This window comes from Clostridium zhoujianii (genome assembly GCF_051590805.1).
Taxonomy (GTDB): Bacteria; Bacillota; Clostridia; order Clostridiales; family Clostridiaceae; genus Clostridium.
The window spans coordinates 68,201-92,657 of sequence record NZ_JBPUTF010000004.1; the positions used below are offsets into that span (position 1 = coordinate 68,201).

Here is a 24,457-nt window from a genome sequence, read left to right on the forward strand (position 1 = left end):
TGTTCAGTATAATTAATTTATCAAACAAATGTTCGCATGGAGGGTTATATGAATAATAATGATGTTTTTGTGAAATTAAATCTTAAAAATATAGGGGAAGTTAGAAGTCTTATAGTAGATAAGGATGGTTTAGTTGATTATCATAAGGAAAAATATTTAATGTGCGCTGGAAAGTATGATAAGAACGGCTGGACTATTGTATTTAAGGCAAAGGATTATAAAGAAGCAGAATACATCATAGAAAATACCCCTATGAGAATGAGGGCAAATTTAATGATAAATAATAAAGCTATTGTATGTTAAAAAAAGAGTGAACTAATCACTCTTAATTATACGTTATATTCTACAGATGAAATTACCAGAGATAACTCATCAATTAAGTTGATTAATTTACCTTCTGAGGATTTATCTGAACTTTTTAGTATTTTAACTGTTGGTCTTAATGGATAATTAGGTAGAGTTTCTTTGACAATGGCTATATTACCATTGCTTAGTTTTACAATTGTTCCTGATGGGAAAGGTACAATAACTCTAGAAAAGACCGCAGCCATTTCAAAATCAAATATACTACCAGCATTAGCCATAATATACTCTAAGGCATCACTTGCACATAGAGCACGTCTATAGCACCTATCTGAGGTTAATGCATCATATACATCTGCTATTGCAACTATTTTTGCTAGCTTATTTATTTTACTTCCCTCTAGACCGTCAGGGTATCCTAAGCCGTCTACTCGTTCATGATGTTGAAGAATAGCAACCTTACTAGAAGACTTAATAGAATACTGATTAGATAAGTATTCATATCCATTTTGGGGATGCTTTTTAATTAACTCATATTCATCAGGCGTAAGAGGTCCTTCTTTTGTTATAATACCTCCAGGAACAAATACTTTACCTATATCATGCAATAATGCACCCATGCATAAATCAAGTAAATCCTGTTTAGGAAGTTTCAAACTTATTCCAAGAACTATAGAGATAACAGCAACATTAACGGAATGTTGATATGTATAATTATCCATACTTTTTATATCCACTAAGCTAACTAAGAGATTTTTATTTGCAAGTATATTATCAAGCAATTCTTCTGATACCTCAGTTATTGATTCAAGATATTCATGATTCATTTTAATTACTGTAGATCCTGATGTGTTGATACAATCTGTCAATTGATTTAAGCGTTCAATATTATTGAAGGTTTCTTTAATTAAGAGAATAGATTTTTGCCGTAGTTCAGGCTTGATTATATCCTCTATTTCACCTTCACTGTACTCATCAACAATATATATTGAAAAAATACCTGAAGCTTTTATTCTTTTAATTAAACTCTCTGTCAAGCGTACTCCTGATTTTAATAAAACTCTACCAGTATTATCATAAATAGTCTTACCAAGATATGAACCATTGCGTACGCACTCTATGGGAACATGCCTCATAATTACCCCCCACTAATTGTAATGTATAATCATAAGTATATAACATTTTGACTTATATTTACATAGTAAGTTTTAAAATCCGACAAAATTCATCACAAAAAAAGTAGCCACCGAAGTAGCTACTTATAATAATTAGATATCTAACAAGTTTTTCTTATATGAAGAGTAAAGGTTTCTTAAGGTATCCATTTTATCTTCTAATTCTAAATAAAGCTTTGAAGCTTCAGAGTAATCTTCGGCAGCGAAAGCTTCCTTGATGCGTGTAAATAAACTTTTATTAGTATAAGTATCTTTCATTATATAATGTCTTAAATCATTTATTTTCATCCAGTTAGAAATATCAAGGTCTAAAGCTCTTTCTAATGAATGAAGTGGTTTAAAGGATCTAATTTCATACATGAATTTATTAATAACTCTATTACCAATTTCAGTTGACCATCTTTGAATAGTAGCCATTTTGAAACTGTTAATTAGTGCATCGTCAAGGACATTATTTTTCTTTAGAACATTTACTTTTTCAGGATATTTATCAAGAGCTACTAGGTTTTCATAAACTGTAGCAGGAGCCTTTCCATAGTATCTGTTTCTCTCATCTTCAGTATAATGTTCGAATACATCTTCTTCACTTCTGTAAGCTCTATCCTTCTCTAAATACTCTGCATCATCCCCTGCTTTTTTGGATAGTTCTGCAAGCAATTCTTCTTCTTTCTTGTTATTATCAACAGCATATAATATACCGTCAAGCATAGATAAGTAAGAAACAGCCATGGTAATATAAGCATTTGAATGAGGATTTGGTGATCTTAATTCAAATCTTGTAGCCACAGGGGTTGATAAATCTCTAATTAAACCAACAAGTATAGTTCTGTTTCTTGATGGATTAGTAGGACTTAACCCAAGAGAAGTAACTGTACATATTGGGGCTTCGAATCCAGGCTTTAATCTCTTAAGAGAGTTGTTAGTTGATGAAATAAATGGATTCATAACTTCATAGTTTTTAAGAATACCCATTAAAGCACCATATCCAATAATACTTAAGAAATCTTCTTTAGTAGCGTGGAATAAGTTTACTCTTTTTCCGTTCTTAAGCTTTAAACTTACCCCTAAATGGACATGCATACCTGAGCCTGCTACACCATCAAGAGGTTTAGCCATAAATGTAACTTCAAGTCCATTTCTTCTAAAGGTTTCTTGAATAAGAATTTTCATAAATAGTTCATTATCAGCAGCTTGCACAGCGTCAGCGAACTTCCAATCCACTTCCAATTGTTCCATTATGTGATTGAAGTTACCTGAGTTATCAAGCTTGGCCTTAACTCCACCAACTTCTTTATGACCCATTTCAGGTTCGAAATCATACTCTTCCATAAGAAGAAGAGTTTCTTCAAGGGCAGTTCTAACAGATCCCTTAGTTCTGGTCCAGTAGTGTTCATGAAGAACTTCAGAAGTATAAAGTTCTTCCACTTCTGCTTTATCATTAGGTGTCTTAACCCAGAACTCTAATTCTGTTGCAGAAGTAATTACAATTTCTTCTATATCTTCTTTAGTAATTCCATAAGCCTTTAAAATTTCAGGTTTATTAGTGAAGATATCCCAAAGACTATCCTTAAATGTTTTAACGGCAGAACTTAGGATGTGTCTTGAATCGACAGCTTTGTTATCATGATATAGGAAACATGGAATTCTTAATGTTCCTATAGGTTTTTGAGTAGCATTGTCTATGTAATCATAGTTATAATCAACAAACCATTTACAGTTTAAATCAGTAACCATATCAACTTTAGCGTTGTTAAGTGTTGCTATACCAGGTAAAACAACTGATGAACCATCTGTCTGAACGGCAACACCGTATAGGAATGAATCTAAATCATCTAGAAATAGTTTAACAGGAATTTTTTCATCGGTATCATTACCAGATAAGTCGATACCAACAAAAGATACGAATTTAATTTCAGGATGGTTTAATAGAATAGCTGTTATGTTTTCCTTGCTATGTTTTTCCTTTGGGATAGTATAAATTAAGTTATCAATCATAAGCTTTAATTCTGCAATAATTCAGTTAAAAACTGAAAGATATGCAAGAATTTCTTCACATCCTTTCATGTATAGGTCGAATAAAAAATAATAAATTTACAACAACATTCGTGAATCTTTACTATAAAGAAATTCTATTATAACAAAGAGTTACTGTCAATATATTTAGAGGCAAAAATGGGAATTTTAATCATATATAATCAACTTATTATTATATATAGATTTATTTGTAGGAAAGTAATAAAATAGTTATAGATAAAGTAGAAATTGGAGTGATATATCTTGGATAAGAGAAATATGCCCATCGGTTTTTTTGATTCGGGAGTAGGTGGACTAAGCGTTTTAAAGGAAGCTATTAAACTTATGCCAAATGAAAACTATATATATTTTGGGGATTCTAAAAATGCACCTTATGGAGTAAGAGATGTAGCAGAGGTTAAGGAACTTACATATAAAGCTGTAGAGTTTTTAATAGATAAGGGAGCTAAGGCTGTAGTAATAGCATGTAATACAGCTACTAGTGCCGCAGTAGCGGCTTTGAGAATAACTTATCCTGATATGCCTATAGTTGGAATAGAGCCTGCTGTAAAGCCAGCAGTAAAATTGAATAGGGATGGGCCAATTATAATAATGGCTACCCCAATGACATTACAGGAGAGAAAGTTTAAAAACTTAATGGCTAACTATAAAGAGGAAGCAGAAATAGATCCTATGCCTTGTGCAGGACTTATGGAATTCATTGAAGCAGGTAAGTTAGATACAGCAGAATTACAAGAATATTTAGAAGAAAAGTTTAAGCCTTATAAAGGAAAGAAAATTGGAGCAGTAGTACTTGGGTGTACTCATTATCCATTTATAAAGGATAAAGTTAGGAAGATTGTTGGAGATGATGTTCCAATAATAGATGGAGGCTTTGGTACTTCAAAAGAAATTATGAGAAGGATAGATTTGAAAGGACTTCTTACTTCATCAGAAGTAAAAGGAAGGGTTAAAATCTATAATTCATCAAATGAAGAAAAGATTATTAAACTTAGTGAAGAGTTATTGTTTAGTGAAAGAGAATAAAGTGAATTAATTTCTATTCTTCTTATATATTTTAAGAAATATAAGATGAATAGAAAATTTTTCAAAAGAACTTTGTTAAATAGTTGACAATTTAATAATGAGCTGGTATTATAATAGTACAAAGTAAATATTCTGAAAATTTAAATAATAGAAAGGGTTGATTTTGTGAATATTAATGTTAAGGAGTATCTAGGAGAACAAATTAGCGCAGAAGATGCAATAGTACTAAGGGAAACTATAAAGGAATATGTAAATGAAGGTATTACATTAGATTTTGCAGGATTAGGAAACGTTCCTTCCACTTTTCTTAATTGCTTATTTGGAGAACTTATAAACGAATCAGGGAGAGATACTATTTTTAACAAAGTTGGTGTGAAAAATTTGACAAACTATAATGATTATTCAAGAGTAGTACTTGGGACAGCTTTTGCTTGCTAATTAGAATGAAGAAAGGAAAATAGGATGGGTGAATTAAATAAGTATAAAAGGAAATCACTGTTTAGATAATTCTAGATAGTGATTTTTTGTTTTTTAAAATAGCATAGTTATGCTTTAAGAAAACTCAAATGAAAGATAAGAATAACTTTATAAAACTAAACAAATAAGCTATAATGGATACAATGAATTTTAAAGGATAAAAATGATAATAATAGTTAATATAACTAGGAAAGGTAGGAATATAATATGAAAAACCCAATTGTAACTATAACTATGGAAAATGGAGGAGTAATTAAAGCTGAACTTTATCCAGAAGTAGCACCAAACACAGTAAATAACTTTATTGATCTAATAAATAGAGGATTTTATGATGGCCTAATATTTCATAGAGTAATCCCAGGTTTCATGATTCAAGGCGGTTGCCCAGATGGTAATGGAATGGGTGGCCCTGGATATGGAATTAAGGGAGAATTTTCACGTAATGGATTTAAGAATGAGTTGAAGCATACTAGAGGGGTACTATCAATGGCTAGAGCAATGAGTCCGAATTCAGCTGGTAGTCAATTCTTTATAATGGTAAAAGATTCACCACATTTAGATGATCAATATGCTTCATTTGGTAAAGTTATTGAAGGAATAGAAGTAGCAGATGAAATAGTAAATACAAAGAGAGATTATGATGACAGACCATACGAAGATCAAGTAATGAAGACTGTAACAGTTGAAACTTTTGGGGAAGACTATAAAGAGCCAGAAATAATTGAATAATAGGAGTGATGGGTATGCTAGAAAATAATAAGTGTATTTTAGTTTATGGACTTACTGATGAAGAATTGGATGGACTAAAGAAGGCAAACCTTAAAACTTTAAGAATAACAGATGAAATGGCAAGTATGAAAATACAAGACATAATTAATGGATTAATGATATTAAAGTATGATAATAAACTTCCAGAGGAAAAGGCAATATTATTTAATAGTTATGAAGATGATGAGATTAGAGATACTATTAAATTAGTAAGGACTGTTGTTACTGGAGGAGTATTAGCTATAGTAACACCTACTTCAAGTGAGTGGACTTTTGAATATCTTTTAGAGCATCTGATTGAAGAAAGAGAATGGATGAGAAGTAGAGAGAAAGGAAGATAAGACGTGAGCAGAGTAGGGGAAAAAATAAAGGACGCAAGATTAAAAGCGGGAATTACTCAAAAAGCCTTAGGTAAAAAATTAGGGGTTTCTGATAAGTATATAAATGAAGTTGAAACTGGAAGAAAGGTTGCTCAGGAGAGCTTCATAGATAGAGCTGCAAAAATTTTAAATACCGATCTTAATGATATAAGTATGGTAGTTACTGATGAAGTACTTATGGAAGAGAGAAAAAAAGAAAAGGCTATAACAAAGGAATCTAAGGTTAATCCAAGAACTCTTGGAGAAACTTCAGCAGTATGGACAGATGCTTTTTCTTCAGTACTTAAAAAGGTAAGTATTTATGATTATAGTTTAAATAGAGAACTAGGGGGGAAGGAACCTCCTAATTATTCCAACAAAGTAGAAGGGTATCCTGCAGATAAAGTGATGTATATAAAGATACAGGATAACGATATGGCTGGATTTAGAATAATGAAGGGTGATTTAGCTTTTGCTCATTTAGTTAAAGAAATAAGCAATAACGGGATTTTCTTGGTGGAATATAAAGGAGAAAGAGTATTAAGACAGATTAAATCATTAGGTAATTCAAGAGTTCTTCTTATAAGTAATGGTGGTTCCGTTATTACTGAAACTGTAGATTTAAATAATATAAAAGTAATTGCAAAATTAGAAAGAGTAGAAATAGCTCTATAGTGTTAATAGGTGTCATATGTGGTGTAACATATGGCACCTATTTTTTCATATACTGAAATAGGCATTTTTAGTGCAGTATTAATATTTTGGAGTGATTAATATAGAAAATATAAATAACTCTATCAATTTATTAAAATCTATACCTGAATCTCTTTTAGGAAAATTAAACATAACACAATCGACAATTATAGATGGAAATGGAGATATAGAAGTAATAATTTTATATGGAACCGCTTATTCAGATGTAAATAACTATGTTAATAGTATAGGCGGGAAGTTAGATGATTTGGGTTATGGATATGGGATAGTCAATATACCTATTGAACAATTGGGAAAGCTTGCAGCAAATCCTAATATACAGTATATAGAACTACCAAAAAGTCTTTATTTCACTGATGAAGGAAGCAATAGGGCTGCTTGTGTGCAAAGAACCCAAAGTACATTTGGGTTGCAAGGGCAAGGAACTGTGATAGGATTTATAGATTCAGGCATAGATTTTACACATCCTGCTTTTAGAAATGATGATGGAACAACAAGGATAGAATATATTTATGATTTAAGCACAGGAGGTAGTACTTATAGTAAGCAGCAAATTAATGAAGCCTTAAAGGCACCAGATCCCTATTCTGTAGTTCCTGTAATTGATGTTACTGAGCATGGAACACATGTGGCTGGAATAGCATGTGGAGGAGGAAGAATTAATTCCAGGTATTACGGCGTAGCTCCTAAAAGTTCTATTATGATGGTTAAGAGTGGAAGGGGATTATTTTCATTAAGTACTCAGATTATGAGAGGTTTAAAATTCTTAGTTGATAAAGGTAGAGAACTAGGAATGCCCCTTGTAGTAAATATAAGTCTTAGTACAAATGATGGAGCCCATAATGGAACTAGCCTATTAGAACAGTATATAAATACAATTGCAATTCTTGAAAGGATAACTATAGTAATAGCTGCAGGAAATGAAGGAGATGCGGCACATCATGTAGGAGGAAATTTAGAAGATATAAATGAGATAAGATTTAATGTTGCAGAAGACGAAACAGCTGTTGTTATTAATTTATATAAATCAGTATTACCAAAGATTACGCTAGAACTAATTACTCCTAATGGGGTTAGTAGTGGTGAGATAGTAGTAGAAGAAGGGTTAAGCGAGGGAGTAATATCTAGGAATAGATATAGGATATTTAATACTGGACCAAAACCATTTGACATGAGTGGAGAGATAGGAATTTCTTTGATAAGTGGGAGTAATTATATACTTTCTGGAGAATGGAAGGTCATATTAAGGATAGTAAATAAATATGAAGGAATATATGATATGTGGCTACCTATATCAGAGGGATTAAATCAAAAAACCAAATTTTTACAACCTACGGTTAATAATACATTGGGAATTCCAGCTACAGTATCTAATGTTATATCAGTAGGAAGTTATAACTATATAACTAGAAATATTTCATCCTTTAGTGGAAGAGGAAGAAATGTAATATATTCTAGTGCAAAACCGGAATTAGTAGCGCCAGGAGAGGGGATTACATCTGCAGCACCAAATGGCTCTTTTGATACAAAGACAGGAACATCTATGGCAGCACCACATGTTTCAGGAATATGTGGATTGCTAATGGAATGGGGAATTGTTAGAGGAAATGACCCATTTCTTTATGGAGATAGACTGAAATATTATTTGATTATTGGATCAAAGAAGGAACGGACAGATATAGTTTACCCAGATCCAAGTTGGGGATATGGTGAGGTATGTGCTTATGATAGCATGGAGGAATTGATTAGGGTTTTAAATATTATTGGAGCAGAAAATTTTGTGAGTAGGGAGGATAAGATGTATAGGGAGATTGGTGATATTGATGAGTATTTAAATCAATTTTCAAGTTCATCAGAACAGGTGGGTACACTTGTTGAGTATACAAACAGAGCAAAATTTCTAGAGTTAAATAATTTACCTAATATATCAGCAATTGCATTAAATGAATCTTTTGGAATAGTATATTTGCCTGTTAATGAACTTGAAAAGATAAGCGAGTATATAAAGGATAGAGTAGCTGATATAAATCCACAAATATTTACATTAAATGATATGTCACCAGCTGAGGCAAGTAATGCTCTAAATTATCATAATAACCCATACTTATCACTAGATGGGAAGGGTGTTCTTATTGGTATTATAGATACAGGAATAGATTATTTGAATACAGAATTCCAAAAAGAAGATGATACAACAAGAATTATAAGGTTATGGGATCAGACCATAGATTCAGGTAAGGATATATATGGCCTTAAACTTGGAACAGAGTATAGGGAAGAGGATATTAATGAAGCAATAAAGCTTCAAAAATCTGGTGGAGACCCATATACGATAGTTCCAAGTAAAGATACAAATGGGCATGGGACAATGGCAGCTGGATTAGCAGCAGCAAGAGGGAAAAATCCAGATTTAGTTGGAGTAGCTCCAGGATGTAGTCTTGCAGTTGTTAAGTTGAAAGAGGTTAGCAATGTTGTTTTAGAAGAAGCTGGAGTTACAACGCCTGGATCTAATAGATATGGAGTAGTGGATATTCTTACAGCTATAAGATACTTATCTAAATTAAGTACAGAGCTAAAAATACCACTAGTTATATTATTTCCTTTAGGAAGTAATACTGGGCCACATGATGGTTTAGGAACTTTAGATGGGTCTATTAATGAATTTTCAAGGCAAATAGGTTCTGTTTTTGTTGCTGGAACTGGTAATGAAGGAGATACAGATACTCATACAGAAGGAACTATTGAAAAGACAGGAGACTCTAATACTATAGAATTAAGAGTTGGAAAGAATCAAGGAAATCTTAATTTTGAGATATGGGTGCCAAGGCCGGATATGTTTTTACTTTCAATAATATCGCCATCAGGGGAGGTAATAGACAATATATCTCCTAAATTTAAGGATAAAACAAATGTGAAATTCATATATGAAGGCACATCTATGGCAATTAATTATTACTTGCCAGAGAGGACTAATGGAGATGAGCAGATTATTATAAGATGCCTTAATTTAAAAGAGGGAATATGGAGATTTAGGTTATATGGTGAGCACGTAGTTGGTGGTAAGTATTGGTCTTGGTTGCCTCAAAGAAGTTTACTAGCACCAGACACAAAATTTTTATCACCAACTCAAAGTACTACCCTAACTATACCATCAGGTGCGAATGGTACAGTTTCAGTTGCATACTATAATCAAAATAATAATTCTACTGTTGGGGCATCCGGAAGAGGATACACAAGGGATGGAAGGATTAAACCTGATATAGCTGCAGGAGGTATAAATGCAAAGATAATAAGACCAGGAGGAAGTATAGGAATAGCCAGTGGTTCTTCAGTGGCAACTTCAATAGTAGCTGGAGTATGTGCTATGATCCTTCAATGGGCAATAATAGATGGTAATTTTCCTATTATATATGCCCAAGAGGTAATATCCTACATTACTAGAGGTGCAAAAATGAGAAGTGGGGATATTTACCCAAATCCTGAATGGGGCTATGGGACTATTGATGTAACAGGAATTTTCAATGCTATGAGGGGTAATTTTAATGTTAATAGTAGAGGGGATAAAGATGATTTAGAAGATAAGTATGAGGAATATAATGTTGGTAGGTTATTTATTAGAAGCCCATTATAAAAAGAATATCACTAATATAATGTTAATTGCATAAAATATAGTTGAAACAATATATTAGGAGATAATAATGGCTGATATAGGAAGATTAAAAGTTCAATGCTTTAATGGAAATAGTACTATCCCTGTAGATGGATGTAAAGTTACTGTAACACCTACTGAGGGAGAGAGCAGAGCTAATACGAATGCAGAGTTAACTACGGATTCATCAGGCCAAACACCAGTGGTAGATTTGGTTGCACCACCATTTGCTTATTCTCAAGAGCCATCTAACATTATTCCATATAGTACTTATGATATAAAGGTTGAGAGAAGTGGTTTTAATCCAGCAACCATAAGAGGAACACAGATATTTGCTGAGAGAACAGCATTACAAACAGTAAATTTAATAGAGATGGGGAACAGATCAAGTAGGGCAGATATAATAATAATATTACCAAATACTTTAGGAGGAACTTTTCCGGCTAAAATACCTGAAGATCCAGATAAACCATTGCCTCCACCATCAAGTGGGGTAGTTCTTCCAAAGCCTGTAGTACCTGAGTTTATTACAGTACATCAAGGAAGTCCTAATGATCCATCTGCACCTAATTATAGAGTGCCATATAAAGAGTATATAAAGAATGTAGCATCCTGTGAGATTTATTCTACTTGGCCTGATAGTACAATAAGGGCTAATATATTTTGTATAATATCATTTACCTTAAATAGAATATATACAGAATGGTATAGAGGAAAAGGTAAAAATTTTGATATAACAAGCTCTACAGCTTATGATCATGCCTTTAATTATGGAAGAAATATTTATGATAGTATAAGTGAAGTAGTAGATGAGATATTTTCTACTTATGTAAGAAGATTTGGCAGGAAGCAACCTTTATTAACTCAATATTGTGATGGGAAAAATGTTACTTGTCCAGAGTGGCTAAGTCAATGGGGAAGCAAATACTTAGGAGATCAAGGAAAGGTTCCCTATGAAATATTAACTTACTATTATGGAAATGATATTGAATTAGTAACAGCAGAGCAGGTTAAAGGAAGTCCTTCATCATATCCAGGATATGATTTAACTATAGGATCTAATGGAGAGCCAGTTAGAATGATTCAGGATTTTTTAAATAGAATTGCACAAAACTATCCACTAATCCCAAAGGTGGCAGTAGATGGAAATTTTGGACCAACAACAGCAGAATCGGTTAAGGTATTCCAAGGAATATTTAACTTACCTAAAACAGGAGTTGTTGATTATGCAACATGGTATAAAGTATCAGATGTATATGTTGGAGTAACAAGAATAGCCGAATTAAGGGGGGATAATATATTTTATCCACCTATGACAAATGGAACTAGGGGTGGAATTGAGATTCCAAATTTTAGTTATCCTATTAATTAAAAATTATATTAACCCAAATAAGGAGGATCATATAGATTATAAGGTTTAGTATTTATAGGGTATATAACCTTAAAAACTATATGATTCTCCTTTTATTATTTAAAAACTCCTTCTAGTTTGAAACTAGGAACGAATTCTTCAGTATTAGCACCTTCGTCTTGGATAAAACCATTAGTAACACCAATTTCGGCAGCATAGTTTATTAATGAATCGTAATGTTTAGGATTAAGGTGTTTATTTATTTCAGGATAGTCAGATGCTTTATTCATTGGTGTATATTGATTCATTATGCTGATATATACATCATCACCAAAGGCATCATAAATTTTATCGATTACTTTTTTTGAATCAAATAGTAATCCAGGAAGCATAAGGTGTCGTATAATGACCCCTTTTTTTATTGTTCCTTTATCATTAAAGGTAGCCGATCCTGTTTGTCTTACCATTTCTTTTAATAATGGCAATATGTTTTCTAGGTACTTATCAGCTTTTGAATACTTAACAGCAAATTTATCATTAAAGTATTTAAAATCTGGTAAATAGACATCTATGTAACCATCTAATAACTTGATGGTTTCTAATCTATCATAGCCATTTGTATTATACAAAATAGGAAGGCTAAGTCCATTACTTTTAGCTATATCAAGAGCTTCCATTAGCTGTGGTACATAGTGAGTAGGGGTTACTAAATTTATATTATTAGCCCCTTTAGCTTGTAATTCGAGAAAAATTTCACTTAATCTTTCTATTGTTATATAAGCGCCCCCATATTCTTGGCTTATTTCGTGATTTTGGCAAAATACACATTTTAAATTACAGTGTGAAAAGAATACTGTTCCTGATCCCTTTTCTCCAGAAATAGGTGGTTCTTCCCAAAGATGTAGTTCTGCTCTAGCTATTTTCAATTTATCATTAGCAGCGCAAACACCTATTTTTCCACTTAATCTATCCACCCCACATTCTCTTTTACATAACATACAACTATTCAATAGGTCACCATACTTCATAAAAACACCTCTTACATAATACTTATTAAATTATAAGTCTAAGGGCATAAGGTATCAACTTATTAATCTACCATTTCTTTTCTACTTTTAAAATAAAATATTATACATTGGGTTATGAATACTAAGCTTAATAAACCAAAGAGAGGATAAAGGGTAGAAATTAAGTTACCAAAACCTAATAGAGAAATAGGTAAAGCGACAGCTAAAACAATAAATATACCTACTTTAAATTTAATGTGTAAAGCTTGTTCAAGAGTTTTGCTAATTGAGTAAACATCAGAAACTTCTGTTGAAAACATTTCAAGTAATATTATTATTAATAGTACAGCCTGAACAATTGGACCGAAACGTTGAGCGATAAATAATAATGGAATTTCATACTCATAAATATATGGTTGATTAACTGTAAGTAAAAGATTAATCATAGTACAAAGAATAGTTAGTCCTAAAGCACCAAAGATTATTCCGGTAATCATTGTTTTAGAATTTTTCATTTGTGTACTAAGTGGTACTAGTACACCAGAGCTACAAAGTATATTATATCCTGCATAAAGTATGGTTGAGATACCAATACCAGATTTCTTAGGAGCAAAGCTAGTAATATTCTCTACTGTTATCATATCTCCACAGAATATAAAATAAAGAGCAGTTAAAGTTATTATAGTTATTATTAATCCAGGAACTATAAAGCTATTCACCTCTATAAGCCCATCTGTTCCTCTTAGTAGGAAGAATAATGATATGGAAAGCATTATTAAGGAACCAATAATCTTAGGAATACCAAAGAATTGGTTAATTAATGCGCCGCTACCAGCAAGTATTATTGATGCACTTGCTATAAAGTATAAAGTAGTTATTACCCCAGTAAGCTTACCTAAAATGTTAGGACTAATAATCTTCATTACTTCGCTATAGGAATTAAGCTTATACCTAATACTGATTTTAGAAATTATTATTCCCATAGTGATGTAGAGTAGTCCACACAGAATAATACCTATGAAACTCTTAGGCCCAAATGAGGTGAAAAAATTAGTTATCTCTTTTCCGGATGCAAGTCCAGCACCTACTATTGTTCCTATGAATACTACTGCAACTTGAAATATTTTAAGGACTTCTTTTTTCACGGTGTACCTCCTTTAAAAATCTTTCTAATAACTAATATATAAGTAAGGAATGACAATTATTCTAATACTGGTGTATAAGGGAAACTTTCTTAGGGAAACTAAAACAAGAAGAGTTATGAAAGGAGGGTTATCGTGAGAAAAAAGATATCTTATATATTGATAATTTTATTAATATTTCTAATAGTTGGATGTAATAAAAGTCATGAGGATGGTAAGGTGAATTTCTTTGAAATACAGGAAGCAACTAAGGTAGCAATGGATTATATGAAGGAACTATCCTTAGGTAATAATGAGGAGGCTAATAAATTTGCTAGCAATAAGGTAATAGATCAGGATCAATTTAGCAAATTAAAAGAAAATAGAATAAATGGATATAAACTAGATGAGGTGGCTGAAGGAGCTAATTTTGCTTATCTTAATTATTTAGTTATAAGGGATAGTGCTAGAGAACTAAGAACAGATTTAGATACAATAGTTGTAAAAGTAATTAAGAAAGATGATAACTATCTTGTAGATGAAGTAAAAGCCAAGAGTAATAAACAAGTATATGAAGCAAATGGAGTTTTAAGAATAAGAGATGAGGAATCAGGAAAAAGTGAAGTTCTTATAAGAAAAAAAGATTTGCCAAGGGAGGTCTATCCTAAGAAAGAAAATGTAGTGCTAAATAAAGAGACAGTACCGGAAGGGAATTTTAATAAGATTAGTATAAGCTTTGGTGGAAATAAGATTGGAGTTACAACAACTGATGGAAGTAAAACTTTTATTGCATTAGCAATGGTAGAAGAATCTAAGCCTACAGCAGGATCAGAAGCAAATGCTGAAGGAGCGTCAACGGAAGATATAGATAAGGCTATAGATGATGCATTAGAGAAACCAATTATAGATAAATTAACAGGGTATGATTTAATAGAGGGATCAGAAATAGAAAAGTTAATATTTTCTGGTGATGATGGAGAATTAATGGTTCAAGTAAGAGAGGAAGGCAAGGGGAGCAGTGTAAGAATATATAGAAATCCAACTGGGGAGCTACTTAAGTTTCAGTTAATGAAGTTATTCCCTAATGATAAGTATAATGTAAATATAAAAAGGGTAAATGAAAAGAATGTGTTTATTGAAGTAACAGGCATTGGGGAGGAAAAAGAAGCTGAAGGAGAATATAAAGTTGATCTTAAAGCTATGAAAGTAAATAAACTTTAGTAAGGTATACCCATTTTGTTCTTTTTAGGTCAATCTGTTATGATAAGTATGATATTTATTTTAAGGAGGAGGATGACCATGACGAAAGAGTGGAATGGGAAGAGATATCATAATTTAAATTATTTCCTAAGGAATAAGTTCGGGGAGAAAGTATTTAAAATTTCACTAGATGGGGGTTTTTCTTGTCCAAATAGAGACGGCACCATAAGTAAAGGTGGATGTCTATTTTGTAGTGAAAGAGGATCTGGGGATTTTGCTGGAGATAGGGATTTTTCTATTGAAAGGCAATTTATAGATATAAAAGGGATGATGAATAAGAAGTGGAAGGAAGGAAAGTATATAGCATATTTCCAGGCCTACACAAATACATATGGACCTGTAGATGAATTAAAAAAGAAGTATGATGAAGCATTAAGGCAAGAAGGTGTAGTAGCCCTTGCTATTGCAACAAGACCAGATTGTTTAGGGGATGAGGTCTTAGATTTATTAGAAGAGATTAATAAAAAATTTTATGTATGGATTGAACTTGGATTACAAACATCAAATGATGAAGCAGCTAGAAAAATCAATAGGGGGTATAATTTATCAGTATTTCAAGAGGCTATAGAGAGACTTAAGGAGAGAAATATAGATTTTGTTGTACATTCTATATTTGGATTACCAGGGGAAACAAAAGAAGATATGCTTAATACTGTAGATTATATAGCTCATTCAGGAGCAGCTGGGGTGAAATTCCACTTACTTCATTTAATGAAAGGCACACCTTTAGTTAAACTTTATGAGAGTGGGCAATTAGAATTTTTATCTCAAGAAGATTATATAGATTTACTATGTAAGTCAGTTGCTATGTTGCCAGAAAACATGGTAATTCATAGACTAACAGGTGATGCACCAAGGGATTTACTTATAGGTCCTATGTGGAGTTTAAAGAAATGGGAAGTATTAAATGCTATAGATAAAGCTATGGAAGATAATGATGTTTATCAGGGAAGGGATTTTAAATAAAGGGAAATGGGGATGGTATTATGAAAATAGATGTTATTATTTCCGCTGATTATGTAAGAGATGACATTATCAAGGACAAGGTAGTGGTAGTAATAGATATACTTAGGGCAACATCTGTAATTACAACTGCTATGATGAATGGTTGTAAAGAAGTTCTTCCATTGTTAACAGTGGAAGAAGCTTTTGAAAAGAAAAAGGAGTTTCCTAATGATTCTTGTGTTTTAGGTGGAGAAAGAAGAGCAGTTAAAATAGAAGGTTTTGATTTTTCAAATTCACCTTTAGAATATACAAGGAAGATAGTAGAAAATAAAACTCTAATTATAACTACAACAAATGGAACTAGAACATTGACAAGTTGTAAATCATCTGAAGAAGTATTTATAGGATGTATGCTAAATGCCTCGGCAGTAGCAAAAAGATTGTTAGATATAAATAAGGATGTTGTAATAGTGAATTCAGGAACTAATGGGCAATTTTCTATGGATGATTATATATGTACTGGATTTATAATATATAAAATGCTAGAAGGTAGCTCTAAGTTGGACTTAACAGACATAGCCAAAACATCTGTTAAAATATACGAAGAATATCCAGGGGTTATTGATTATATTAAAGATGCAAGACACTACAATGTAATGATGGATCTTGGATTAGAAAAAGATATAGAATATTGTATTCAGAAAGATATAACTGATATTGTGCCTGAGTACAAGAATGGATATATCAAAAATTAAGAATATAAAGGGATTATTTCGTGACATAAAGTGCGAAGTAATCCCTTTATTGTTGATTTATATTGAAAAATTATTTTATTATGATTGTTCTAAGTCATAATTTTTATTTACCATATTAAGAAGAAATTAGATGAAATTGTTCCAAAATATAATGAAGGGCATATTATAGGTATAAGTTAAACATTTACAAAGTATTAATAAAATAATTGGTTATATAAAAGGGGAATGGTTATGTGTAGATGTAAATATCCTAAAGCAATAAATAAAAAAGGGGTAAGCATTATTGAGGATGAAAAAAGAGAAAGATGCTATAAGGTTTCTTTACTTTTAGGTAAGAAAGGTAGCAATATTTTAGTAATAGTTAGAGCTCCAAAGGCTATGGAAGAGGATAGTTTTAACAGTGTATATAAAAGAGTAATAAAATTCTTAGATATGAACAAGGATGAATTTGAAGGTATACAAAAAGTAACAATAGTTAGTTTATTTACTTTATATGAAACTACTAGAGGAGATTTATACGAAGAGTATCTTTTAAAGGGCAAGGAGTATATAGAAGGGAATGATGGAGAAATAAATAACGATAAAATAATTGCTGAGGAAATTCATAATGCTGATTATATAATTGCTGCATGGGGGGAACCTTTAGAAGGATTAGATGATGTCTATAGGAGAAGAGTAGAGTTAATGTTAAAGGATATACGAGAAGAAATAATGAATAGCGCTGAGAAGAAGTCTGCTTTAATGGTAGGTGAAAGAAGTAAAAGGGGTTATCCTAGGCATTGTTTAGCTTGGTCATATAGGGATGAATTAAATAGTTTGTGGGAATAAGGGCTGATAAGTTAATCGGCTCTTTTTGTTATTATTCTGTAATCCTATTTGGAGTAAATATGAATATAATTATTATAGTATTAATATTAATTAATTCTTGATAATTATTAATTTAAATATAAAAATGTTAATAATTTTAAGGGGTGAGTAAATATGAAGATAAGAACTATAGTATTGATGTTATTATCTATAATAATCCTAGGGGGATTGATTGGATGTAGCAATAATAAAGCTGTAGTTGAAGGGGAGAAGTTTGAGAAGATAGAGGGAAAAATAAAGGGAAACATAGGAACAAAAACAAGCTTGCAACCCTATAACTTAAAAGTACATTGGATCGATTCAGCAATTGATGAACAGAATAAACTTATAAATAAGATTATTGGTGATATAAAGGTAGTTAGTGAGGGAGAGGACTTACCTGAAAAGTATATTGTTCTTTCTTATGATAATATGAATATTTATTTTTTACTTGAAGATAGAAGTAGTGGAGAAAATGTAATCATAGAAATTGATAAAAAGTTCTATTTAGGAAAGCTAGAGAAGATAGAAATAGATAAGATAAGAGAATATATAATTACACAAGGACTAATGGAAAAATAGATGAATAACACTTATGATTGTAATCATATACATTTATTAGAATAAAAATGTGAAGGGTTCATATCTTGCAGAAATACTATTTTAAGGGGATGTGTTTGATTATGAATATAAAAGATTTTTTTGATATCTATGATTTTCAAGATTGTAATATTAAAAGTATAATTAATAAAGAAAAAGATTTACTAATGGGAATTGAAATATGTAATTGGAGGCAGCCTGGATATATTAAATCAGAACCAGAGATAGGATATAAGACAATTGTTTTTAAGAATGTTAAGAAAGTTCATAAGGAGCTTGATAATAATGAGTTTAATGATGGAATAAGAGAAGCCTATTTATTTAAGTTATCAAGAGATGAATATAGGGTGCGATTAGTAATGGTGAATAGGGGTGTAAAGACTATAGAGTTTGTTACTAATGATGTTGAAATGATATAAAAACTCGGAAAGTTAATTTTCCGAGTTTTTAAATATAATATTATACTACTTGGAATACAAAGAACTTTAAGTAGTAACTTTCATCAGAGCTCCATAATATTGGATGGTCTGCAGACTGAGTTCTAAACTCTACTTGTCTTAAGATTTTACGAGCATCATGTGCAGCCTCATTGATAGTAGCCTTTAACAAATCTTCACTCATATAATGAGAGCAAGAACAAGTAATAAAGTAGCCACCTGATTTAACCATTTTTAAGCCACGAAGGTTAATTTCTTTATAGCCTCTCTTAGCACCATTTATTGTGTTTCTTGACTTAGTAAATGCTGGTGGATCAAGTATAACTACATCAAATTGCTTACCTTCTTTAGACCAAGAATTAAGAACATCGAAGGCATTATGGCATTCAAACTTAACTATATCTTGCAAGTTATTAAGTTCAGCATTTCTTGTGGCACAATCAACAGCATGTTGAGATACATCAATACCTAGTACTGATTTAGCTCCAGCTATACCAGCATTTAAAGCAAATGATCCAGTATGTGTAAAGCAATCTAAAACATCCTTGCCTTTACATACCCTGTGTATAGCAGCCCTATTTTCTTTTTGGTCAAGAAAGAATCCAGTTTTTTGACCATTTTGTAAATCAACTATGTACTTAACACCATTTTCAGTAATTTGAACGTTAGTATCAAAGGCTTCTGTCAAGAATCCTTTTCTTTGTTCAAGCCCCTCAATTTCTCTAGTAGCAAGGTCGCTTCTTTCATAAACTCCCTTAGCACCAAAGTCTTCAACAAGAACATCAACTATAGTTTCTCTATATTTATCCATACCTAAAGTTGAAATTTGAATTACATAATAGTCCTCAAATTTATCGATAGTTAATCCAGGCAATAAATCAGCTTCTCCAAAAACAAATCTACATGAAGAAGTATCAATTACGGTTTTTCTATACTCCCAAGCGGCTTCAAGCCTTTTTCTAAAGAAATCCTTATTAATTTCTTCATTTTGATCCCTGGTCATTATTCTTATAGTTATCTTACTTCTATCATTTATGTATCCCTTACCTATAAAGTATCCTTTTGGGTTGTATACTTCAACTATATCCCCATTTTCATAGTCACCATCATATTCATTTATTTCATCAATATAAATCCAAGGACGTCCACCCTCAGCTCTTTTATGCTTTCCTTTATGTAAATAAAACTTACTAATCATAATTTATCTCCCTTCGATAAAAACTCTTATAAGATTATAACAATAATAATGATTTTTTTATAGGGATAATAAGAGTTTTAATGTAAGAGTGTAGAAAATATATCAAAATAACTATTGAAAATATCGGAAAAATTGGTAGAATAAAATCTATATATATAATATATGAAAAATTGGGGGCAATAAAAATGAATACAGTAGTTACAAAGTTTGGGGGAAGCTCATTAGCTGAGGCTTCTCAGTTCAGAAAAGTTAGGGATATAGTCCTTTCAGATGAGGCAAGAAAGTATGTAGTGCCATCGGCACCAGGAAAAAGACATGGTAAAGATACAAAAATTACAGATTTACTTTATCTTAGCCAAATACATGTAGAAACAGGAATATCATTAGATGATGTGTTTAAGCATGTTGAAGAAAGATATACAGGAATTGTTAAAGATTTGGGGTTAAACTTTGACATTCAAAAACATTTAGATATTGTTAAGAAAGACATTGAAGAAGGTGCTTCAAAGGACTATGCAGCTAGTAGAGGAGAATATCTAAATGGATTAATATTAGCTAATTATTTAGGATATGACTTTATAGATGCTAAGGAAGTTATATTATTTGATAATGATGGGTCATTAGATAGTGAAGGAACAAAGAATAGATTAAAGGATAGATTAAAAAAATCGGAAAAGGCTGTAATCCCAGGTTTTTATGGTTCTGATAGAGAAGGTAATATTGTTACTTTTAGCAGAGGTGGATCAGATGTAACAGGGGCATTGGTTGCAGCAAGTATTGAAGCGGAGTTATATGAAAATTGGACAGACGTTTCAGGATTTTTAATGGCAGATCCAAGAATAGTTGAGAATCCTAAGGCTATTAGTCATATAACATACAAAGAGTTACGAGAGCTTTCCTATATGGGGGCATCAGTTCTTCATGAAGATGCTATATTCCCAGTTAGAGAAGCAGGAATACCAATAAATATTAAGAATACAAATAAACCAGAAGATAAGGGCACATTTATAGTACAAACTACAGAGGGTCATGAATGCAAAACAATAACAGGTATTGCAGGTAAGAAGGATTTTACTGTAATTTCAATTGAAAAGGCTATGATGAATCAAGAACTTGGATTCTGTAGAAAGGTACTTTCAGTACTTGAAATGAATAGTGTATCTTTTGAAAACATGCCTTCAGGGATTGATACAGTTTGTGTAGTTATTTCTGATTCTGAGTTGAAAAATAAAAGAGATAGGATTGTAGAGGAAATAAAAAGGTCATGTAATCCTGATACAATAGTAGTTCACCCTAATATGGCCCTAATTGCAACAGTTGGTAAAGGGATGGCTAAAAATAGAGGGGTTGCGGCTAAGGTATTTGGTGCATTAGCAGAAGCTGATGTAAATATAAGAATGATAGATCAAGGATCATCAGAAATGAATATTTTAGTTGGAACAGAGAATGATGACTTTGAAAGGACCATAAGAGCAATATATAAAGCATTCAATTAAATTTTGAATATATTCACCAAGTTTCTTAATAAGAAACTTGGTGTTTTTTGTACAATAAGAATTTATTAGAAATTAGTATTAAATTTAGTATAAAAGTTAATTTGAGGTCGATTTAAATGAGAAAATGGTAAAAAAGTCCAACTTTGATCGAATTATGTTGTTAAAATTATGAAAACGTTATAAACTTGTTTGTAAAGTAAAGTAAAGTTAGGGGGGGAGTTTATGAGTGTAAACTTTGATTTTAGTAGGAAGAATAGTATAAAGACTAGAATAACAAATAAACTTGCAGTTATTTTTATCTTTACCACAGCAATAAGTTTTATTTTATATTCTATAGCTTTTAAAGGAGCTATTGTTAAGGAATTAGATTTATTAGGGGTAGGTTATAATGATATTTTTAATAAAATATCAGGAAAATTGGCATTACTTGCCATAGTTATAGGAATAGTTAGTGTTGTAATATCAATATTAGTTACATATAAGTTATTATCCCCACTAGCACGTTTGTTGAATAATTTTAGAATTCATTTTGAAATGCTTGCGGAAGGAGATTACTTCTATAGAATAAAGGAAAAGCACTTTGCAAGAAGGGATGAATTAGGTCCAATTGCTCAAGCCGCTGATAGTATGCAGGTTAAGGTTATAACCATAGTAGAAGAAATGGTTGAAAATTCAAATTCATTAACAGATGAATCTCAAACATTAACAAATTTCTCAGAAGAGCTTAGGGATTTAACAGAAAGAATATCAACATTGGTATCTAATATTACTGATAGTATAAATAATGAAAAGAATGATGTTTTATCGGTAGTATCAGAGTTTGGAGATTTTAAAGGACAGCTTAGTGATAACATAAGTAATGTTAATGAGATTTCAACTATGATTAATAAAATTGATACTAAGGCAACAAATAGTTACAAAGAAATGGATTCTCTTAATCTATCATTTAATGAACTTAATAAAAAATTTGGAGAGTTTTTAGATGTAATAATTGAAATGAAAAGTGATATAAAAAAAGTAACAGAAATTACTGAAATAATAAACCAAATAGCTGAGCAGACTAACCTTCTTGCTCTAAATGCAGCAATAGAGGCAGCTAGAGCTGGAGAGGCAGGTAAGGGATTCTCAGTTGTATCAAATGAAATAAGAAATTTATCAATACAAACTAAGGAATCTTCCATTAATATTAATAGTTTAATAGGTTCAGTGCTTACTAGCTCCAACGAGCTGTTTAATAAGACTTCAACTTTATCTGATACTATAAATAATCAGAAGTCTATAATAAATAATTCAATATCAGCATTTAATGATATTTCAGAGTCTGTAGGTAAAGTATCGCCTAAGGTGAAGAAGTTGCAAGATTCTTCGAATAACATAGTTAAAGGTAACGATAATATAATCAGCAAAATAACAAGGGTATCATTATCATCAGAAACTATAGCAAATTTAGCTGGGGATATAAATTTATCTACAGAAATATTAAAAAGTTCAAGTGAGACTGTGTTAGACTCTGCAAAAAATTTAAAGGAATTATCAAAGATTTCATTAGAGACTACATCTAAATTTAAGTTAACTGATTCTAATGGAGTAAAAGATAGGAATAAAAATATCAAATAGCTAATGAAAATAGGTTATAAATTCTAGAAAGAATCTATAACCTATTTTTATACAAAAAAACCAACCTGTGGGGAGACAGGTTGGTTGGGGAGATATAATCGCTCATCAATAATACTTTAGGGAAGATATTATTGATTCGAATGTGTGTCGATTAACTCTTGAATTTTAGGGATACATCTACAACCTTTGCAACCGCCTGTTCCGGCGCCTGTAGCTTTCATTACGTCCTCTACAGTTTTTGCTCCAGCTTCGATAGATTCTTTAATTTTGGATCTTGGTATTACCTTGCAAACACAAGTTTTTGTTAGTTTGTCAAGGATTTTTTCATTGATGTTATTTTCCATTTAGTTACCTCCTAATGTAGATTACTAAGGAAAATAAGGGGATTGGATAGTTGTATTATCTATCCTTATATATATTAAACCATATGAACAAATAAAAGTCAATACTAGTTAATAACATTTATCGATTAAAAAATAAAAGTTTTAAATTTTATAGATAAAGCCCTAAGTCTTAATTCAAAACAATAGGAGGCTATTGGATTTCCAATAGCCTCCTATTTTATAAGTATATAAATATAGTATTTATATACTACTATGCATTAACAACTGCTAATAGTGCATTTTCATCTGTAATAAGGACTATTTCATCAGATATCTTAATATCTTTAGCTAGTACCTTATCTTCAAAGTTCAATGTAGAAACATCTATTTGAATGTATTCAGGAATTTTTTCTACAGGACCTTGGAATTCTAGGGTTGGTATTTGAGTTTGTAAAACTAACCTTCTAGACTCTAAGTTTTCTTGTCCTATAAATTTTACTGGAATATTCATCTTAATAATTTCATTATCTTTAACATATTGAAAATCGATATGAATAATTTCACCAATATTATTTTTCTGAACTTCCTTAACGACACAATTCTTAATTTTATTATCAACATCTATAGGTATTATTGATCCTTTAGAATTATTTTTTAATAAATTAACTAAACTAAGTCTTGGCATTTTTACTGGGATAGATTCTTGCAAGAATTCTCCGTATATTATACCTGGAAGTTGTCCATCTCTTCTTAATTGCTTAATATTTTCCGTCATAGTTCTATTTGATACCTTATATGCTAAATTTGTCATAATAAATCCCTCATTTCATTAATTTTAGATATATTAAGCTCTATAGCAAACTAAGGTGCTTTAAACAACTGATTACATTATTGGGATAAAGCAACCTACCTTCTATAAAGCATGTAGGTTAATTTCCACATATGCATCAAGCCTCCTTAAGTATATTATTTCTATTATAGCACGTGTTGAAAAAT

23 protein-coding genes are annotated in these 24,457 nt (G+C 31.3%); 16 read left to right on the forward strand and 7 right to left on the reverse strand.

Going from position 1 to position 24,457, the window contains the following annotated elements:
* Window positions 1-48 precede the first annotated feature (48 nt).
* A complete protein-coding gene (locus tag ACSYT2_RS16250) occupies window positions 49-303 on the forward strand; it encodes a hypothetical protein (RefSeq protein WP_430857924.1) in 255 nt (84 codons plus the stop codon).
* A 26-nt stretch (window positions 304-329) separates the two neighbouring features.
* On the opposite strand, the gene ACSYT2_RS16255 is transcribed toward ACSYT2_RS16250, so the two are convergent.
* Both ACSYT2_RS16255 and ACSYT2_RS16260 read right to left on the reverse strand, forming a co-directional pair.
* Complete coding sequence (locus ACSYT2_RS16255; protein WP_438385193.1) at window positions 330-1,439, reverse strand: HD-GYP domain-containing protein; 1,110 nt, start codon at window positions 1,437-1,439, stop codon at window positions 330-332.
* 132 nt (window positions 1,440-1,571) lie between these two features.
* On the reverse strand, window positions 1,572-3,473 hold the full coding sequence (locus tag ACSYT2_RS16260) for a type I glutamate--ammonia ligase (protein WP_438385194.1): 1,902 nt from the start codon (window positions 3,471-3,473) through the stop codon (window positions 1,572-1,574).
* A 282-nt stretch (window positions 3,474-3,755) separates the two neighbouring features.
* Here ACSYT2_RS16260 and murI point away from each other — a divergent pair, with 282 nt between their 5' ends.
* From murI to ACSYT2_RS16295, 7 genes are all read left to right on the forward strand, one after another.
* The gene (gene murI, locus ACSYT2_RS16265) at window positions 3,756-4,538 is read left to right on the forward strand and encodes a glutamate racemase (RefSeq protein WP_438385195.1); all 783 of its coding nucleotides are present in this window, start codon (window positions 3,756-3,758) and stop codon (window positions 4,536-4,538) included.
* A 165-nt stretch (window positions 4,539-4,703) separates the two neighbouring features.
* Window positions 4,704-4,976 (forward strand): STAS-like domain-containing protein, encoded by a 273-nt coding sequence (locus ACSYT2_RS16270; protein WP_430857920.1) that lies wholly within the window; start codon window positions 4,704-4,706, stop codon window positions 4,974-4,976.
* A gap of 246 nt (window positions 4,977-5,222) precedes the next feature.
* Complete coding sequence (locus ACSYT2_RS16275) at window positions 5,223-5,744, forward strand: peptidylprolyl isomerase (protein ID WP_430857919.1); 522 nt, start codon at window positions 5,223-5,225, stop codon at window positions 5,742-5,744.
* 14 nt (window positions 5,745-5,758) lie between these two features.
* Complete coding sequence (locus ACSYT2_RS16280; RefSeq protein ID WP_430857918.1) at window positions 5,759-6,124, forward strand: DUF3783 domain-containing protein; 366 nt, start codon at window positions 5,759-5,761, stop codon at window positions 6,122-6,124.
* Window positions 6,125-6,127: 3 nt separating this feature from the next.
* Window positions 6,128-6,817 carry a helix-turn-helix domain-containing protein gene (locus ACSYT2_RS16285; protein ID WP_438385196.1) on the forward strand — a complete coding sequence of 230 codons (690 nt, stop codon included), beginning with the start codon at window positions 6,128-6,130 and terminating at the stop codon, window positions 6,815-6,817.
* Between the two features lie 91 nt (window positions 6,818-6,908).
* Complete coding sequence (locus ACSYT2_RS16290) at window positions 6,909-10,487, forward strand: S8 family serine peptidase (RefSeq protein ID WP_438385197.1); 3,579 nt, start codon at window positions 6,909-6,911, stop codon at window positions 10,485-10,487.
* A gap of 67 nt (window positions 10,488-10,554) precedes the next feature.
* On the forward strand, window positions 10,555-11,877 hold the full coding sequence (locus ACSYT2_RS16295; RefSeq protein ID WP_438385198.1) for a peptidoglycan-binding domain-containing protein: 1,323 nt from the start codon (window positions 10,555-10,557) through the stop codon (window positions 11,875-11,877).
* Window positions 11,878-11,972: 95 nt separating this feature from the next.
* Here the strand turns inward: ACSYT2_RS16295 and ACSYT2_RS16300 are convergent, their stop codons facing one another.
* The gene (locus tag ACSYT2_RS16300; protein WP_438385199.1) at window positions 11,973-12,884 is read right to left on the reverse strand and encodes a radical SAM protein; all 912 of its coding nucleotides are present in this window, start codon (window positions 12,882-12,884) and stop codon (window positions 11,973-11,975) included.
* A 62-nt stretch (window positions 12,885-12,946) separates the two neighbouring features.
* Window positions 12,947-14,008, reverse strand: coding sequence for a YkvI family membrane protein (locus ACSYT2_RS16305; protein WP_430857914.1), 1,062 nt, complete (start codon window positions 14,006-14,008; stop codon window positions 12,947-12,949).
* 132 nt (window positions 14,009-14,140) lie between these two features.
* On the opposite strand from ACSYT2_RS16305, the gene ACSYT2_RS16310 reads away from it, so the two are divergent.
* The 6 genes from ACSYT2_RS16310 to ACSYT2_RS16335 all read left to right on the forward strand — a co-directional run bounded on the left by ACSYT2_RS16310 (window position 14,141) and on the right by ACSYT2_RS16335 (window position 18,809).
* A complete protein-coding gene (locus tag ACSYT2_RS16310) occupies window positions 14,141-15,205 on the forward strand; it encodes a hypothetical protein (protein WP_438385200.1) in 1,065 nt (354 codons plus the stop codon).
* Window positions 15,206-15,283: 78 nt separating this feature from the next.
* Window positions 15,284-16,210, forward strand: coding sequence for a tRNA modification radical SAM protein MnmL/YtqA (mnmL, locus tag ACSYT2_RS16315; protein WP_430857912.1), 927 nt, complete (start codon window positions 15,284-15,286; stop codon window positions 16,208-16,210).
* A gap of 20 nt (window positions 16,211-16,230) precedes the next feature.
* Entirely contained in the window at window positions 16,231-16,944 is a 714-nt protein-coding gene (locus tag ACSYT2_RS16320; RefSeq protein WP_430857911.1) for a 2-phosphosulfolactate phosphatase family protein, read from the forward strand.
* Window positions 16,945-17,175: 231 nt separating this feature from the next.
* A complete protein-coding gene (locus tag ACSYT2_RS16325) occupies window positions 17,176-17,772 on the forward strand; it encodes a DUF1643 domain-containing protein (RefSeq protein ID WP_430857910.1) in 597 nt (198 codons plus the stop codon).
* A gap of 153 nt (window positions 17,773-17,925) precedes the next feature.
* A complete protein-coding gene (locus ACSYT2_RS16330; protein WP_430857909.1) occupies window positions 17,926-18,372 on the forward strand; it encodes a hypothetical protein in 447 nt (148 codons plus the stop codon).
* 101 nt (window positions 18,373-18,473) lie between these two features.
* Window positions 18,474-18,809 carry a hypothetical protein gene (locus ACSYT2_RS16335; protein WP_438385201.1) on the forward strand — a complete coding sequence of 112 codons (336 nt, stop codon included), beginning with the start codon at window positions 18,474-18,476 and terminating at the stop codon, window positions 18,807-18,809.
* A gap of 40 nt (window positions 18,810-18,849) precedes the next feature.
* On the opposite strand, the gene ACSYT2_RS16340 is transcribed toward ACSYT2_RS16335, so the two are convergent.
* Window positions 18,850-20,025 carry a class I SAM-dependent rRNA methyltransferase gene (locus ACSYT2_RS16340; protein ID WP_438385202.1) on the reverse strand — a complete coding sequence of 392 codons (1,176 nt, stop codon included), beginning with the start codon at window positions 20,023-20,025 and terminating at the stop codon, window positions 18,850-18,852.
* A 185-nt stretch (window positions 20,026-20,210) separates the two neighbouring features.
* Here ACSYT2_RS16340 and ACSYT2_RS16345 point away from each other — a divergent pair, with 185 nt between their 5' ends.
* Together ACSYT2_RS16345 and ACSYT2_RS16350 are read left to right on the forward strand one after the other, a co-directional pair.
* On the forward strand, window positions 20,211-21,521 hold the full coding sequence (locus ACSYT2_RS16345) for an aspartate kinase (protein WP_438385203.1): 1,311 nt from the start codon (window positions 20,211-20,213) through the stop codon (window positions 21,519-21,521).
* Between the two features lie 222 nt (window positions 21,522-21,743).
* Window positions 21,744-23,138 carry a methyl-accepting chemotaxis protein gene (locus ACSYT2_RS16350; protein ID WP_438385204.1) on the forward strand — a complete coding sequence of 465 codons (1,395 nt, stop codon included), beginning with the start codon at window positions 21,744-21,746 and terminating at the stop codon, window positions 23,136-23,138.
* A gap of 128 nt (window positions 23,139-23,266) precedes the next feature.
* Here ACSYT2_RS16350 and ACSYT2_RS16355 read toward each other — a convergent pair whose 3' ends face one another.
* Complete coding sequence (locus tag ACSYT2_RS16355; protein WP_430857904.1) at window positions 23,267-23,482, reverse strand: (2Fe-2S)-binding protein; 216 nt, start codon at window positions 23,480-23,482, stop codon at window positions 23,267-23,269.
* Window positions 23,483-23,732: 250 nt separating this feature from the next.
* A complete protein-coding gene (locus ACSYT2_RS16360; protein WP_430857903.1) occupies window positions 23,733-24,272 on the reverse strand; it encodes a 50S ribosomal protein L25 in 540 nt (179 codons plus the stop codon).
* Between the last annotated feature and the right edge of the window lie 185 nt (window positions 24,273-24,457).